Source organism: Amycolatopsis sp. cg5 (assembly GCF_041346955.1).
In the GTDB taxonomy this organism is placed as follows: Bacteria; Actinomycetota; Actinomycetes; order Mycobacteriales; family Pseudonocardiaceae; genus Amycolatopsis.
The window spans coordinates 3,077,282-3,092,968 of record NZ_CP166849.1 but is presented as its reverse complement, the minus strand read 5'-3'; the positions used below and the strand labels follow the sequence as shown (position 1 = coordinate 3,092,968).

The 15,687-nt window shown below is 69.5% G+C and carries 12 protein-coding genes; 4 read left to right on the top strand and 8 right to left on the bottom strand.

Translation table 11 applies throughout. From position 1 onward, the window contains the following. Window positions 1–6: 6 nt before the first annotated feature. On the bottom strand, window positions 7–2,313 hold the full coding sequence (locus AB5J62_RS14185; protein WP_370948663.1) for a hypothetical protein: 2,307 nt from the start codon (window positions 2,311–2,313) through the stop codon (window positions 7–9). Window positions 2,314–2,513: 200 nt separating this feature from the next. After that, window positions 2,514–3,482: a hypothetical protein gene (locus AB5J62_RS14180; protein WP_370948662.1), complete on the bottom strand. Its 969-nt coding sequence runs from the start codon at window positions 3,480–3,482 to the stop codon at window positions 2,514–2,516. 198 nt (window positions 3,483–3,680) lie between these two features. Here AB5J62_RS14180 and AB5J62_RS14175 point away from each other — a divergent pair, with 198 nt between their 5' ends. From AB5J62_RS14175 to AB5J62_RS14165, 3 genes are all read left to right on the top strand, one after another. Then, on the top strand, window positions 3,681–4,307 hold the full coding sequence (locus AB5J62_RS14175) for a TetR/AcrR family transcriptional regulator (protein ID WP_370948661.1): 627 nt from the start codon (window positions 3,681–3,683) through the stop codon (window positions 4,305–4,307). Window positions 4,308–4,370: 63 nt separating this feature from the next. After that, entirely contained in the window at window positions 4,371–5,462 is a 1,092-nt protein-coding gene (locus AB5J62_RS14170) for a sensor histidine kinase (protein ID WP_370948660.1), read from the top strand. Further along, window positions 5,459–6,106 carry a response regulator gene (locus tag AB5J62_RS14165; RefSeq protein WP_370948659.1) on the top strand — a complete coding sequence of 216 codons (648 nt, stop codon included), beginning with the start codon at window positions 5,459–5,461 and terminating at the stop codon, window positions 6,104–6,106. The genes AB5J62_RS14170 and AB5J62_RS14165 overlap by 4 nt, the downstream gene beginning before the upstream one ends. Before the next feature lie 92 nt (window positions 6,107–6,198). Here the strand turns inward: AB5J62_RS14165 and AB5J62_RS14160 are convergent, their stop codons facing one another. The 6 genes from AB5J62_RS14160 to AB5J62_RS14135 all read right to left on the bottom strand — a co-directional run bounded on the left by AB5J62_RS14160 (window position 6,199) and on the right by AB5J62_RS14135 (window position 15,206). Beyond that, window positions 6,199–7,536, bottom strand: coding sequence for a M1 family metallopeptidase (locus AB5J62_RS14160; protein WP_370948658.1), 1,338 nt, complete (start codon window positions 7,534–7,536; stop codon window positions 6,199–6,201). Continuing rightward, complete coding sequence (locus tag AB5J62_RS14155) at window positions 7,533–11,447, bottom strand: Pls/PosA family non-ribosomal peptide synthetase (RefSeq protein ID WP_370948657.1); 3,915 nt, start codon at window positions 11,445–11,447, stop codon at window positions 7,533–7,535. The genes AB5J62_RS14160 and AB5J62_RS14155 overlap by 4 nt, the downstream gene beginning before the upstream one ends. A gap of 250 nt (window positions 11,448–11,697) precedes the next feature. Continuing rightward, a complete protein-coding gene (gene der / locus AB5J62_RS14150; RefSeq protein ID WP_370948656.1) occupies window positions 11,698–13,161 on the bottom strand; it encodes a ribosome biogenesis GTPase Der in 1,464 nt (487 codons plus the stop codon). 7 nt (window positions 13,162–13,168) lie between these two features. Then, window positions 13,169–13,834: a lysophospholipid acyltransferase family protein gene (locus AB5J62_RS14145; RefSeq protein WP_370948655.1), complete on the bottom strand. Its 666-nt coding sequence runs from the start codon at window positions 13,832–13,834 to the stop codon at window positions 13,169–13,171. Then, window positions 13,831–14,535 (bottom strand): (d)CMP kinase, encoded by a 705-nt coding sequence (gene cmk / locus AB5J62_RS14140; RefSeq protein WP_370950259.1) that lies wholly within the window; start codon window positions 14,533–14,535, stop codon window positions 13,831–13,833. The genes AB5J62_RS14145 and cmk overlap by 4 nt, the downstream gene beginning before the upstream one ends. 86 nt (window positions 14,536–14,621) lie before the next feature. Then, window positions 14,622–15,206, bottom strand: a complete 585-nt coding sequence (locus AB5J62_RS14135) for a TetR/AcrR family transcriptional regulator (RefSeq protein WP_370948654.1) — start codon at window positions 15,204–15,206, stop codon at window positions 14,622–14,624. A 90-nt stretch (window positions 15,207–15,296) separates the two neighbouring features. Here AB5J62_RS14135 and AB5J62_RS14130 point away from each other — a divergent pair, with 90 nt between their 5' ends. Then, window positions 15,297–15,665 carry a DUF4267 domain-containing protein gene (locus tag AB5J62_RS14130; protein ID WP_370948653.1) on the top strand — a complete coding sequence of 123 codons (369 nt, stop codon included), beginning with the start codon at window positions 15,297–15,299 and terminating at the stop codon, window positions 15,663–15,665. Window positions 15,666–15,687 lie beyond the last annotated feature (22 nt).

The window sequence follows — 15,687 nt, the reverse complement described above, 5'->3', positions numbered from 1 at the left end:
GAACTCCTAAGCGGGAAGCCCCCAAGCGGGCGTGGATTCCAATGCCGCGACGTCGCGCGGCTCGAGGTCCGGCCTGGCACCGGGCCGGTTGACGATCACGGACTTGCCTGCGCAGAGCGGCACGGAGATCGTGTGCGGCCCCTCGACGCGATAAGGCAGCTGACGGCCCCACTCATCACGGACCTCGATGGCGCCGGTGATCCCGTGATCCAGCGTGAGCGGTTCACCGGCCGCACTGTGCACGCGGACCCATTCCGTCTGCCCGTTGCGGCGCGACGCGTCCACCAGGAACGCGCCTTCCGTGCGCAGCTGGGAAATCGACGCTTCCGCCCACTTCGCCGACACCGACGGGAACACCTTGAGCACACCGGCCGCGCCCTGCACCACCATGTCCACAAGGGACTGTGCGGCGGTGATCGGGCTTTCGATGGCGAAGTTCGAGCCCTCGCGGTACATCGTGTTCGGCGTGAGCTGCGTGTCGTGCACGATGTTCCGGTCGAGGAAGAACCGCAGGAACGTCAGCGCGTCCTCCGGCGCGTCCATGATCGAGCTCATCGACGACGCGGCCGCGAAGCTGTAGCCGTGCCAGTTCACCCGCTGGCTCTGCCAATGCGTGAAGGTGCGGATCATGATGTCCCGGTCCTCGGGACGGTCCCACAGCTTCTCGCGCAACGGATGCAGCCACAACAGGTGCGAGAAGTGCCGGTGTGACTCGGCGAGCGGGACACCGTCGCCGATCAGCACCCCGTCGGACGGGGTCTGGTGGTACGGAACGAGTTTCGCGAGGATCTCGCGCCAGGCCGGGATGAGCGGATCGTCGACGCGCAACGTCGCCGCGGACTCGATGAGCGTGCTCGCCGCCCAGCGGATCAGCGAGAGGTCGTAGGTGCAGTCGGCCGCGTCGGCGTACTCCGGCGAGCGGGTCATCGGCAGGTGCAGGTACCCGTCGTCGCCCATGGCGAGGAAGTGGCGGTAGAAGTTGAGCGCCTTGACCAGCGTCGGGTACAGGACGTCACGCAGGATGCGCTGGTCCATGGAGTGCCGGTACGCGAGCCAGACGTTGTGCAGCCCCCAGGTGAGGTTGCCGGTGTGGTCGTTCTTGGTGGTCGGCCCGGGAATCCCGACCGCGCGCGTGCCACCGGGCCGCAGCCGCCAGTCACCGGGATGCGAGAGCGCGTAGGTCTGGCCGTCCCGGTAGGCAGGCGGCACCGACTGCACGAGGTTCGCGTGATCGCGGCGGAAGGTCTCGGTGACCGCGTCGAGTTCGGCGTGGTTGGTGCTGTTGACCAGCGGATAGGTGACCTGGACGTTCAGGTTCCACCAGACGTTGGTCCAGCTGTTCCCGACCTCCGGGAACCACGGCCCCCATTCGGACACGACGGGCGCGTTCGCCCTGGTCGCGGCCGCGATCTTGTACAGCTGGATCCAGTAGAACCGCTGGATCAGCTTGTCCGGCACCGAGATGAAACTGCGCTGGTAGTACGCGTTCCACCACCGCCGATGATCGGCGACGAGCACCTCGGGCCTGGTCGCCAGCGTCTGCCGCACCTTCTGCACGGCGTCACCGGTCGACGTCGCCTTCGGGAAGCTGTACGCGACGGTGGCCGCGAACAGCCGCCGCGTCCCGATTTTCGTTTCCTGCCAAGCGGTCGTGTACCCGCCACCGGCGTGCAACGGCTGCTCCGCGTACTGCGTCGCCCCGCTCGTGCCCAGCGTGGGCTTCGGGTTCGCGGTGTACTCGGGCGGCTTCCGGATGGTCCGCGTGGTGGCCGACTCGAGCGGCTGGAATCCCCAGGCCGCGGTGGCCTCCCCCGCCGACGGCTCCAGCGCGACGACCAGCACACCCGTGTCGTTGTGCACGTACGCCGAGAACGCGACGCTGCCCTGCGTGGTGGTGATCGTCCCGCCGAGTTCGGCGTTCCACAGGTCGAGCGCCCAATCGACGTTCGTGACCGCGCCGGCCAGCGTGAGCGTCAGGTACCCGATCGGCAGCCGCGACAGCCCGATCCCGGCTTCCCACTGGATCCGCTGGTCCTGTACCTGCGTGTGGCTGAGCATGAACTTGAGCGTCTGCGCCTGCGGGCTCTTGTAGACCTGCACCCCGAGAAACCCGTTCGCCAGGAACGGCCCGTCCTGCCACCCCGTCGGTAAGCGCTTCCACACCATGCGCGCGTCATCGACGACCCGCCGATGCCTGCTCGGCCCGGCGAAGGCAGGAGGCGCCCCGATTCCCCAGAGTCCCCCGAGCGCGGCGGCACCCACGGCCACCGAGGCACCCCGCAGGACAGCCCTCCTGGAGAGTCCGTCACCCATTGACAACCTCCGGATTCATACTACGTTTCCCGCCCGCCGCACCCCAGCGCCCCGCATATTTCCAGACCCACCCCCACCCTGACCACCCCCAAAAGCTGCAAACATCGGACCTCTCCCCTCGCGGGGTCGATCCACACAAAAGCCACGTTCGTTCCGCTGAGCGACACAAAAGCCACTTTCGTTCCGACGATGAGGTGGGATCACCCGCGGCGGCCGACCACCAAGACCGACGGAAGCGGGCGGAGTGAGGCGGCGAGATGCGCGGCCACGAGTTCGGCCGCCACGAGCACCGGCTCGGAGCGAAGCCGCGACGGTGTCGTCTGAAGGCAGTTGATTCCCGCCGCGGCGTAGCGAGCGTTGCGCTCCAACGTTTTCGCGTACCCCGCGCGATCGAAGTGGTAGTCGTACGAGTCGATTTCCCAAGCCAGGCCGACCTTTTCGAACCAACCGTCGGGCGTGCCGATGTATTCACCGCGCTCAGTGCGCAGTTCGAAGTTCCACAACGGTTCGGGCAACTTGGTCCTGTGCCAGACGCTCATCGCATCGATCTCCGCAACCGAGCGGGCACCCGCGTGCACCTTCAGCAGCACTTCCCGCACCAACGCGCTGCCCCGGTTGCTGCCCTTCGCCAGTTCTTCGAGCAACTCGGCCGGGCTCAGCTCGGCTCGCTGCACCGCCTCGCTCACCAACGCGGCGATCGGATCACGCGCACGCATCCGACGGCATGCGTCGAGAACGGACCGCGCCACGGGGGCCAGCGGCATACCCTCGCGCATGACCGGCTCCGGCACCCGGTTCGTTCGCTCGGTCAAGACGAATTCCGCGCTGGAGACCTGATGCTCGCCGGGGATGAGCACATGAACCCGGCGATCGTGCGACGGCAACTTCAGCAGGCCATGACTCCTGCACGACTCGTTGCCGGTCACGACCGATCCTTCGGGTGCGTACAGCAGGGCGGCTTCCACCAGCTGTCGCCTCGTCGGCGCCGATGAACCGAGAAGCACGATCCCACGCAACAACAACCGCCAAGGGCGCCCAGGCTTGCACTGGTCGTAGCAGGTCTTTCGCGGTACGCCGAGCTCGATGAGCCGGGCGATCGTGATCACGCCATACCGGCTCTGACTGTAGAGGGCTTCGAAGTTGTCGGCCCACTCACCTTTTCTCACCACGCCTTGATCGTCAGCGCCCCGTCCCCATCCCGCTAGCCCCCTTGCTCAGGCCTGTGGATAACCCGTGCCAGCCGGTCCATTCGCGTCGCCTGCGACCTCGCCCTGTGGATAACCGCGAATCCACACAAACGCCACTTTTGTTCCGCTGACGGTTACATGGGCCGCGTTCGTGCGCGTTGGACCGCTTAAGGTGGGTGGGTGGGTGAGCAAAGGGTTTACGGGGGCCGGACGGCGGAGGATCGCCGCGCCGAGCGGCGTGAGCGGTTGCTGAGCGCGGGGTTGGAGCTTTTCGGGACCGAGGGGTACGCGGCCAGCTCGATCGAGAAGCTGTGTGCGGCCGCCGCGGTGTCGACGCGCAACTTCTACGAGGAGTTCGCGAGCCGGGAGGCGTTGCTCGTCGCTTTGCACACGCGGGTGCTGGAGCTGGCCGTCGGGGCCGTGGCCGAGGCGTTCAGCAAGGCGGAGGCCGAGGACGCGGCGCTGGCCACGCGGATCGAGATCGCGGTGCGGGCGTACATCACCACGACCGCGAAGGATCCGCGGTGGGCGAAGCTGTCCTATGTGGAGGTCATCGGGGTCAGTGAGACGGTCGAACAGCATCGGATCACCTGGCGGGAACGGTGGGTCATGCTGCTGGAGGCCGAGGCGGCACGTGCGGTCAGCCGGGGCGAGGCGCGGGACCGGGACTTCCATCTCGGCGCGGTCGCGCTGATCGGGGCGGTCAACGAGCTCGTGTTCCACTGGGCGACCGGGGGCTACCGGATCCCGCTCGACGACGTGATCGCCGAGCTGGTCAGGGTCGCGACGGCGATCGTCACGCCGTGAAGTCCACCCGGTCTCCATCCGCGAATGGACGCGGGGAGCCGCTGATGCTGGCAAGCTGATCGGGTGTTCCTGCCGCTGATGTTCACCCGCCCGCGCGGGCACGCGTACGCCCGGTGCGCGCTGGGCACGGCGGGCTTGGGCTACCTGGTCATCGCGGGGCTGGTGCCGGGCACCGACACCCCGTGGCTGGCCGGCTACGTGCTCGCCTACCTCTGCCTGGTCGCCACGATCATGCTCTCCTCGCAGACCGGAACCCCGCGGCTGCTGCTGGCCGCGGTGCTCGTCACGACGACGGTAGGCGGCGTGATGGTCGTCGCGGGGTCGACGTTGTTCGGCGCCCTGCTGCTGTGCGAGATGATGTTCATCGCCGGGTTCAGCATGCCGCTGGCCACCAGCTGGGTGATCTTCGCGATGGCCGTCGGCGCCGCGGTGCTCGGCCGGGATTCCTGGGGCGGCAAGGCCGTGCTGGGCGCGGTACTGCTGAGCGTCTGGCTGTCCGGGGCGTCACGGCGGCAGTACCTCAAGCGCATGGAACAGGCCGAGATGCTGGTCGCCGAGACGCGACATTCGGCGGCGCTGGCCGAACGGGCCCGTATCGCGCGCGAGATCCACGACATCCTGGCGCACTCGCTGTCCGCGCTTTCGCTGCAGCTCGAAGCGGCGGGCGCGATGCTGCACAGCGAGACCAAGGATCTGACCAAGATCGCCGCCTGTGTCGACCGGGCGAGCAGGCTCGCGCGGGAGGGCATCATCGAGACCAGCCGCGCGGTGCAGGCGTTGCGGGAGGACGCCGTCTCGCTGCCGGACCTGCTTCCGTCCCTTGTGGACGGTGAGAACGTCCGGCTGAGCATCACCGGCGATCCGCGAGAACTGCCGCCCGCCGCCGGGTTGACGCTCTACCGGACCGTCCAAGAGGCGCTGACCAACGCGCGCAAGCACGCGCCGGGCTCCCCCGTCACGGTCGAACTCGGCTATGCCAGGAAGGAAGTGACCGCCACCGTGACCAATCCCGCGTCCGCGGCCGGACCGCTCACCGGAACCGGGGCTGGCTACGGCCTCACCGGCATCAGGGAACGCGCCGAACTCGTCGGCGGCACGCTCGTCGCGGGCCCGCTCGGCGACGGCTGGCAGGTCTCGGTCAAGGTGCCGTCATGACCGAGGTGCGTGTGGTCGTCGCGGACGACCAGTCCGCTGTCCGAGAAGGACTGGCGCTGCTCATCGAGGTACTGCCGGGCATCACGGTCGTCGGCCAGGCACCGGACGGCGACGTCGCGGCCGAACTCGTCGCGACCGAGAAGCCGGACGTGGTGCTCATGGATCTCGCGATGCCACGCTGCGACGGCGTCACCGCCACTCGCCGGATCCGTGACGGCCATCCCGAAACCCAGGTCGTGGTCCTCAGCACCTACGCCGACGAGGACTCGATCCTGCGCGCGCTCGACGCGGGCGCGCTCGGCTACCTCACGAAGTCGGCCACCCGCGACGAAATCGGGCGCGCCATCCACGCGGCCGCGGCGGGCCAGGCCGTGCTCGATCCCGAAGTCCAGCGCCGCCTCGTCTCGGCGGCACTGAAACTTCCCGCGCCGACCGAAGCCGAGGCCGACGAACTCACCGCCCGCGAGCGCGACGTGCTCCGCTTGCTCGCCGCCGGGCAGACCAACCGCGAGATCGCGAAAGCATTGTTCGTCAGCGAGGCGACGGTCAAAACCCACATCAACCGCATCTACGCCAAAACGGGCAGCCGCGACCGCGCGCAAGCCATCCGCTACGCCTACACCAACGGCTACGCCACGGCCTGAAACCCGGGATAAAGCGGGCTTTACTCCCCGGGATAAAGCCCGCTAAACATCCGGGAGTAAAGCGGGCTTTATCCCCGGGTGTAAAGCCTGCTTTATCCCGGTCCTGGCAGGGCGGGCATGACGGGGCTTTCCAGCCAGCCGCGGAAGAAGTCGCGCAGGGAGCGGCCGGCGTAAAGCTCGGCCGTGGCGACGAACTCGCGCGTGGTCACGGTGCCGTGGCGGTGTTCGGTCGCCCAAGCCTTCACCAGCGCGAAAAACGCGTCGTCGCCGATCTCGTGCCGCAAAGCGTGCAACGTCAACGCCCCGCGCTTGTACACGCGCTCGTCGAACATCCGCTCCACGCCGGGATCCGCGATCTTCAGGTCGGCGGGCTTCGCCTTCATCCGCGTGTACCAGGACCGCGCCAGCGTCTGCGCGGACGCCCCGCCGGACTCCTCCGACCACAGCCACTCCGCGTACGTCGCGAAGCCTTCGTTGAGCCAGATGTGCCGCCAGTCGGCCACGGTCAACGAGTTCCCGAACCACTGGTGCGCCAGCTCGTGGACCACCAGCCGCTCGTGCGTGCGGCGGCCGTCGACGTGGTTCGCGCCGAAGATCGACATGCCCTGCGCTTCGATCGGGTCGTCGAGATCGTCGTCGGTCACCACGATGACGTACTCGTCGAACGGATACGGCCCGAACATGGTCTCCAAGGATTCCATGATCTGGGCCTGCCGCCCGAAGTCCCGCGCGAAGTTCCGGTGCAGCCGGTGCGGCACACCGGCGCGCTGGATCACCCGCGACGGCGGGAACTCGAACTCGTCGTACCGGCCGATCTGGACGCTCATCAGGTACGTCGGCGTCGGCTCGGTCCGCTCGAACACCCACGTCGTCGTGCTGGCGCGGGTGTACTGCGACTTCAGGTTCCCGGTCACGAACACCGCGTACGGCGACGCCGTGGTCAGCGCGACCCGGTACGTCGCCTTGTCCGCCGGGTGGTCGTTGCACGGGAACCACGACGGCGCGCCGATCGGCTGGCTCGCGACGAGCGAGCCGTCGGTCAGCTCGTCCCAGCCGATGTCGCCCCACATGCCCGCGATGGGCCTGGGGTTGCCGACGTAGTGCACCTCGACGGTGAACTCGGCGCCGACCGGCAGCGACTTCTGCGGTTTGACGTTCAGCTTGTGCTGGTTACGGGTGAACCGCGCGGGCTTGCCCGACACGAGTACCCGGTTGATCCGGAACTCCCCGAAGTCGAGCGAGAGCCGCGACAGCGCCTGGGTGGCCACACACACCACCGAAGCCTTGCCGGACAACCGGTTCGGTCCGATCCGGTAGTCCAGCTCGAGGTCGTAATGCTTGACGCGATAACCGCCGTTACCGTGGCGGGGCAGATAGGAATCGCCGGAGGTGTCCGCACCTGGAGCGGGAGCGGCAGCCTTGAAGATCACCCGCGACGATCCACCTTCCATGCCGAAATCGGGTTGCCCAGCCAGCGCGAGTCGGCGGGCACCGCGTCGCCTCGGGTCACCAGGGACCCCGGGCCGACGGTGGTGCGAGCACCGATACTCGCCCCTGGCAGCACGATACCGTGCGGGCCCAGCGTGGCGCCCTCTTCGAGAGCGACCGGAGACATACTCATGATCCGATCGTGAAAGAGATGTGTCTGGACAACGCAACCGCGGTTGATGGTCGCGCCGTCGCCGAGGCTGACGAGGTCCGACTCGGGCAGCCAGTAGGTCTCCAGCCAGACACCGCGGCCGACGCGGACACCCATGGTGCGCAGCCAGGTGGTCAGGATCGGCGTGCCGCCGACGGACCCGATCAGCCACGGCACCGCGAGCGCCTCGACGAAGGTGTCGGCCAGCTCGTTGCGCCACACGAACGAACTCCACAGCGGGTGCTCGATCGCGCGGAACTTCCCGACCAGCGTCCACTTCACGACGGTCGCGGTCAGCGCGGCGACGACACCGGCGGCCAGCATCAGCGGCCCGGCCAGCAGCGCGGCCACGCCGAACCCGAACGCCGAACCCAGCGCGAGCACCGCGCCGATCACCAGCACGGTCAGCGCGACACCGCACATGACCGGGATGATCCGGCACAGCTCGACCAGCGCGCGCATCGCCTTGAGGTGCAACGCGGGCGTGAACGTCCGGCTCGTGTCGGCGTCACCGACCGATCGGCGCACCGGCAGCGGCGGCATGCCGAGGTACGACGAGCCCTTCTTCGCCTTGAGCGGCGCCGAGGACAGCACGCCGACCAGCCCGCGCTTCGGCACCGAGCGGCCGGGCGCGGCCATGCCGGAGTTGCCGAGGAACGCCTGCTTGCCGATGCGCGCCGGAGCGACGTGCAGCCAGCCGTGGCCGAGCTCGTAGGTGGCGACCATGGTGTCGTCCGCGAGGAACGCGCCGCTGTCGACCTGGGTCATCTTGGGCACCGCGAGCACGGTCGACGCTTCGACGTTGCGGCCGACCTTCGCGCCGAGCATGCGCAGCCACACCGGGGTGAACAGGCTGGCGTACAACGGGAACAGGCCTTCGCGGGCCATCCCCATCAGCCGCTCGGTCGCCCAGACCTGCCACGCGATCCGGCCGTGGACGGGGTGGTAGCCCTCGACCATGCCGACGCTCAGCGAGCGGACACCGATCAGCACGAGCAGCGCGTACGTCACGAAGTACGCGATCGTCGCGAGCGGCACGAACAGCAGCGCCTGGCCGAGCGCGGCTCCCAGCGACGGGGCACCGGCGATCGCGGTGCCGAGGATCGCGACGGCGGGCACCGCGGCTAGCGCGGGCAGGAAACCGAGCACCAGCGAGGTCGCACCGTAGACCGAAGCCCAGAAGCGGGACCGCGGCGGCCGCGAAGACGGCCACTTCAGGCCTTCCTTGCTGGCACGCGCCGCGGGCGAACCGGCCCAGCGCTGACCGGCGGGCACCGCGCCGCGGACGGTCGACCCGGCCGCGATCTCCGCGCCCTTGCCGATCCGCGCGCCCGGGAACAGCGTGCTGCGCGCGCCGATCCTGGCGTCGGCGCCGATCCGGAGCGCGCCGATGTGGACGATGTCGCCGTCCACCCAGTGCCCGGTCAGGTCGACCTCGGGCTCGATGGCCGCGCCGCGGCCCAGTTTCAGGAAACCGGTGACCGGCGGCGGCGAGTGCAGGTCGACGTCCTTGCCGATCCGCGCGCCGAGCGCCTTGGCGTAGGTGGTCATCCAGGACGCGCCCGCGATGGAGTCGGCGCCGCTGAACTCGGCCAGCTTTTCGGCCGTCCACAGCCGCAGGTGCACGCTGCCGCCACGCGGGTAGCTGCCGGGGCGGACCCCGCTCAGCAGCACGCGCGCGCCACCGGCGGCGATCGCGATGCGACCGGCCGGGCTGAACAGCAGCACCCAGGCGAGCCCGATCCACGCCCAGTTCAGCGTGGGAGCCCAGCCGAAACCGAGCAGCGACAGGATGTTCGACAGCGCCGCGGCGATGGTCACCCAGCGCAGGCCGACGAGTCCCATCAGCGGGACCATGAGCGCGCTCTGGATGATGCCGGCGCGACGCGGGGTCGGCGCGATCTCGCGGCGCTCGGTCTCCTGACCGGTCAGCGCGTCCAGCATCGACGCGAGCGCGCCGAGCTTCGGGTTCTGGTAGATGTCGTTGACCGAGACCTGCGGGTGGCGGGTCCGGATCCGGGCGATCAGCTGCGCGGCCGTGAGGCTGCCGCCGCCGTTGGAGAAGAAGTCGGCCTTGGCGCTTTTCACCGACACGCCAAGGATTTCCGCCCAGCCTTCGGCCAGCCAGGCCTCGGTGGCGGACAGCCCGGACGACGCGGCGTCCACAGTGGACAGCGGCCACGGCAGCGCGTTGCGGTCGACCTTGCCCGAGGTGCGGGTCGGCAGGTCGTCGACAAGCGCGAGCAGCGGCACCAGCGCGGCGGGCAGCTGGTCACGCAGCCGCGTCGCGGCGTCGTCCTGGTCGAACTCGACGCCCTCGGCCGGGACCACGTACCCGACGAGAACCTGGTTGCCCGCCTTGGTCTTGCGGATCGCGGCGGCCGCGCCCTGGACACCGGGCAGCGACTGGAGCGCGGAGTCGACCTCGCCCAGCTCGATGCGGCGGCCGCCGAGCTTGACCTGCTCGTCGAGGCGGCCCAGGAACAGCAGGCCTTCCTCTTCGGCGCGGACCATGTCGCCACTGCGGTACGCGCGCTGCCAGCCGAGCGACGGCAGCGGCGCGAACTTCTCGGCGTCCTTTTCGGCGTCGAGGTAGCGCGCGAGGCCGACACCGCCGATGACCAGCTCACCGGTCTCGCCCATGCCGACGAGTTCGCCCGCTTCGTTGACGACGGCCAGCTGCCAGCCCGCGAGCGGGAGGCCGATGCGAACAGGGCCTTCGCCGGTCATCTGCGCGGCGCAGGCGACGACGGTGGCCTCGGTGGGGCCGTAGGTGTTCCAGACTTCGCGGTCCTCGACGGCGAGGCGCTCGGCCAGCTCCGGCGGGCAGGCTTCGCCGCCGAAGATGAGCAGGCGGACGTCCTCGAGCGCGTCGGCCGGCCACAGCGCGGCCAGCGTCGGGACGGTCGAGACGACGGTGATCTGCTGCGCGACCAGCCACGGGCCGAGGTCGACGCCGGTGCGCACCAGCGAACGCGGCGCGGGCACCAGGCAGCCGCCGTAGCGCCAGGCGAGCCACATCTCTTCGCAGGAGGCGTCGAACGCGACGGACAGGCCGGCGAGCACGCGGTCACCGGGGCCGATGGGCTCCTCGGTGAGGAAGAGCTGGGCTTCGGCGTCGACGAAGGCGGCCGCGGAGCCGTGCGTGACCGCGACGCCCTTGGGCTTGCCGGTCGAACCGGAGGTGAAGATGATCCAGGCGTCCTCGGACGGGCCGGGCGTGCCGGTGCGGCCGCCAGGGGTGCCGTGGACGGTGATGGTGCGGCCGTCGGTGGCGACCGCGGCGACCTCGGCCTCGCCGAACACCAGCTCGGCGCGCTCTTCGGGGTCGTCGGCGTCGACCGGGACGTACGCGGCGCCGACGGTCAGGGTCGCCAGGATGGCGATGTACAGCTCGGCGGTGCCGGAGGAGATCCGGATGCCGACGCGGTCGCCGACGCCGACACCGGCCTCGCGCAGGAGGCGGGCGTAGGCGTCGATCTCTTCGCCGAGCTTGCGGTAGGTCAGCACGGTGGTGCCGTCGTCGATGGCGCCCGCGTTGGGGTGCTTCGCGGTCGTTTCGGCGAGGATGTCGAGCAGGGTGCGCTCGCTGGCCCCGAGACCGGACCAGAAGAGCGCGCGGTCGGCGACCGGCGCCGCGGAGGGCGCGACGGTCAGCTCGGCGTTGCAGGTAAAGAGCGAACTTTCAGCCGTCAGGGTCATCAGAAGGACACCTCGGGCAGGACAAATCTGTGGGCGCGCAAGCCCATCACTCACCTTCCAGACGAGCGTATTCGGGCTTGCACTCCGAATGAGGTGCCCGCTAACAGACCGATGACTTTACCAAAGGTGAACGCCAGATCTCTTGAAGGTCACTTTCGAGTGTCGGGAATCACCAGGTCAAGGCCCTGACACGCGCGAATGGCCACACTCCGGGACAGTTTTCCCGGAATGTGGCCATCACGGACCGCTACTACTTCTTCTTTGCGACCTTCGAAGGCTTGGAGCCGACGCGCGGCTTCTTCTCGCGGACACGGACGTTGATCCGCACCGGCGAGCCCTCGAAGCCGAACCGCTCACGGAACTTGCGCTCGATGAACCGGCGGTAACCCGCCTCGAGGAAGCCCGTGGTGAACAGCACCAGCGTCGGCGGCCGGATGCCTGCCTGGGTCGCGAACAGCACCTTCGGCTGCTTGCCGCCGCGCACCGGCGGCGGGGTGGCCGCGATGAGGTCGGACAGCCAGGCGTTGAGCAGGCCGGTCGGCACGCGCTGGTCCCACGAGGTGAGCGCGGTACGCAGCGCGGGCGCCAGCTTGCGCACCGAACGCCCGGTCAGCGCCGAGATGTTGACCTTGTCGGCCCACGGCACGCGGACCAGGCCGCGTTCGAGCTCACGCACCATCTGGTGGCGGCGGTCCTCGTCGACCAGGTCCCACTTGTTGAACGCCAGCACGCACGCGCGACCGGCCTCGACGACCATGGTCAGCACCCGCAGGTCCTGCTCGGACAGCGGCTCGCTGGAGTCCAGCAGCACGATCGCGACCTCGGCCGCGTCGATCGCGGTCTTGGTGCGCAGCGAGGCGTAGTACTCGGCGCCGTTGGCCGAGTTGACCCGCTTGCGCAGACCGGCCGTGTCGACGAACCGCCAGGTCTGACCGTCCAGCTCGACCAGCGAGTCGACCGGGTCGACCGTGGTGCCCGCCACCGAGTCGACGACCGAACGCTGCTCGCCGGTGAGCTTGTTGAGCAGGCTCGACTTGCCCACGTTCGGCTTGCCGACCAGCGCGACACGGCGCGGACCGGCGACGGCGCGGTCGCCGTCACGGGGCGCCTCGGGCAGCGCCTTGATGATCGCGTCGAGCAGGTCACCCGAGTTGCGGCCGTGCAGCGCGCTGACCGGGTACGGCTCGCCGAGGCCGAGCGACCACAGCGAAGCGGTGTCGGCGAGCAGGCGCTCGTCGTCGACCTTGTTGGCGGCCAGCAGGACCGGGGTCTTCGAGCGGCGCAGCACGCGCGCGACGGCCTCGTCGGTGGTGGTCGCGCCGACCGAGGCGTCGACGACCAGCAGCACGGCGTCGGCGGTGGACATCGCCATCTCCGCCTGCGCGGTGATGGAGGCCTGCAGCCCGGAAGCGCCGGGCTCCCAGCCGCCGGTGTCGACCAGCGTGAAGCGGCGGCCGCCCCAGAACGCGTCGTACGCGATCCGGTCACGGGTGACGCCGGGAACGTCCTGAACGACCGCCTCTCGGCGGCCGAGAATGCGGTTGACCAGCGTCGACTTACCGACGTTCGGCCTGCCGACGACGGCGAGCACCGGCTGCGAGAGCTGGGCCTCTTCGGCCGCTTCGCCTGCCTCGATCGCCGCGTCGAGCGACGCGAACTCGGACTCGTCTGACCAGGAGCCGTCTACTTCGCCGGCTCCGTCGAACTCTTCCATTGCTCTACTACTTTCGCGTGTCTTGGATTCCGTGTTCCAAGCGCCATTTGTCCAAAACCGCGACCAGGTCGGCGAGGGCAACGCGCATCTGCTCGGTGCCCTCCTCCAGCCCGGTCTTGCCCCGCCCTATTTCCGGGGTGAACGGTTCGCCGACCATGATGTCGACTCGCGGCCGCCAGCGGCGTTTGCCGTCGGCCGGTTTGCGTGTCCCGCGCGTCGCGACCGGCACCACGGTGGCACCACCCGCCCGCACGAGCCATGCCGCGCCACGCTCGAAACTCTCGGCGTCGCCGGCACCTCGGGTGCCCTCGGGAAAGATCCCGACGCACCCGCCGTCTTTGAGCACGCCCGCCGCGGTGAGCAGGGGCTTGCGGTCCACCGCGTCCCGCTTGACCGGGATCTGCCCGAGCTTCGGGAAGTACCAGCCGACGAAGCCACGGAAAAGCTCGTCCTTGACCAGGAACGCGCTGCGGCGCGGCAGCATTCCGAACAGCAGTCCCGGCTCGGCCATCGAGCTGTGGTTGCCGATCACCACCAGCGGGCCGGTGACCGGGATCCGGTCACGGCCGTGCACCTTCACCCGGAACGCGGGCCGCAGGCAGTACCGGCCGATGAGGCGGCCCATCTCGTGCATCCACCCGACGGAGCCCTCGGGAAGTCCCTTCGCGGTCACCGGGTGACCTCGACCGGGCATTCGCTGAGCAGCCCGCGCTGGCTGGCCAGCTCGGCCAGCGCCACGATCACCTGGTCGATGTTCAGCTCGGAGGTGTCGACCGGCACGGCGTCCTCGGCCTTGCGCAGCGGCGAGGCCGCGCGCGTCGAGTCCAGCTTGTCGCGCCGCTCGACGCTCGCCTTCGCGTCGTCCACAGTGGACTCGCGACCGGCGGCCGAGTCCTGCGCGCTGCGCCGCTTGGCGCGCACGTCCGAGGACGCGGTGAGGAAGACCTTGAGCGGCGAGTCCGGCGTGACGACGGTGCCGATGTCACGACCCTCGACGACGATTCCGCCTTGCGCGTCAACGACTTCGGCGATGATCCGCCGCTGCTCGGCGACGAGGAACTCACGCACGGCGGGCACGGCCGAGACCGGCGAGACGGCCAGCGTGACCTCCGGGCCCCGGATCTCGGCGGCGACGTCCTCGCCACCGAGTTCGACGCTGGGCCGCTCGGGGCTGGTGCCGATGGCGAGTTCGGCCGCCCGCGCGACCTCGGCGACCCGGTCCGCGTCCTGGGGGTCGACACCCGCGCGGAGCACGGCGAGCGTGACGATCCGGTACATCGCACCGGTGTCGAGGTAGCCGGCGCTCAGCTTCGCCGCGAGCTTGCGCGCGACCGTGGTCTTCCCGGTCCCCGACGGGCCGTCCAGCGCGACCACACCACGTAGGGCTCCCGCCACCGATACTCTCCTAGCTCGTCCGCCGATTTCCGGTCCCCATTCTGCCTGGTGGGGTGCCGGTCGGTTCAGTCGGCCGTGCCCTGGGCGAACTGCTCGACCAGCAGTGCGAGACGTGCCTCACGCTGCGCCGTCCGCTGCCGCCCGTTCCGGTTGAGCGTGACGATGCCGTGCAGTGCCGCCCAGAACGTCTCGGTCAGCGTTTCGAGGTCCCGGTCCCCCGCCACCGGCCCGACGATGGCCAGCAGTTCGCCGAACGCGTCCTTGAGCGGCTGCGGCGCGTCGGGCCCGCCGAACCGCAGCTCGGTCGGCAGCGTGAACATCGCGTCGTAGAGCGCAGGCTTCTCGTCGGAGAAGCCGACGTACGCGCGGGCGAGCGCGGCCATGGCCTGGCGCGCGGTGCTCCCTTCCACCCGGGCTTTCCGCAGGATCACGGCAAGCTCGGCGCAGCCTTCGACGGCGGCCGCGGCCATGATCGCGTCCTTGCCGGCGAAGTGGCTGTAGAGCACGGGCTGGCTGTACTCGATCTTGGCCGAGAGCCGCCGGGTGGTGACGGCGTCCCAGCCCTCGGCCTCGGCGAGCTCCCTGGCCGCGGCGACGATCGCGAGTTCCCGATCGGCGCGGTCGCGCTGCTTGCGTGTCGGACTGGTCATACCCAGATCCTAGCATTGCTAGACAAGCTAGCGCCGCTACGCTAGCGTTGCCAGTATTACTAGCACTGCTAGATCACTGGAGGAACCCTCATGCTGACCACCGCTTACGTCCTCACCGGCCTGCTCGCCGCGTTCATCGCCTACATCGGCGTCATGTACATCTGGAAGCCCGCCGCGATCGCGCCCGGCTTCGGGTTCCGGGAACTGCCGTCGCGCGGCGACAGCTACTTCCACGTCAAGGGCGTGCGCGACCTCGGGTCGGCGGTGATCGTCGTGGCGCTGTGGATCTACGGTGACCAGCACGCGCTGGGCTGGCTGCTGCTCGCGATCGCGAGCATCCCGCTCGGCGACATGCTGGTCGTGTTGCGGCACAAGGGGAAGAAGGCCGCCGCGTTCGGAATCCACGGCGCCACCGCGGCGTTGGTCGTGGTGACGGGGATCTTGCTGCTGGTCGGCTGATCCGCCCGAATCGGACAATGGG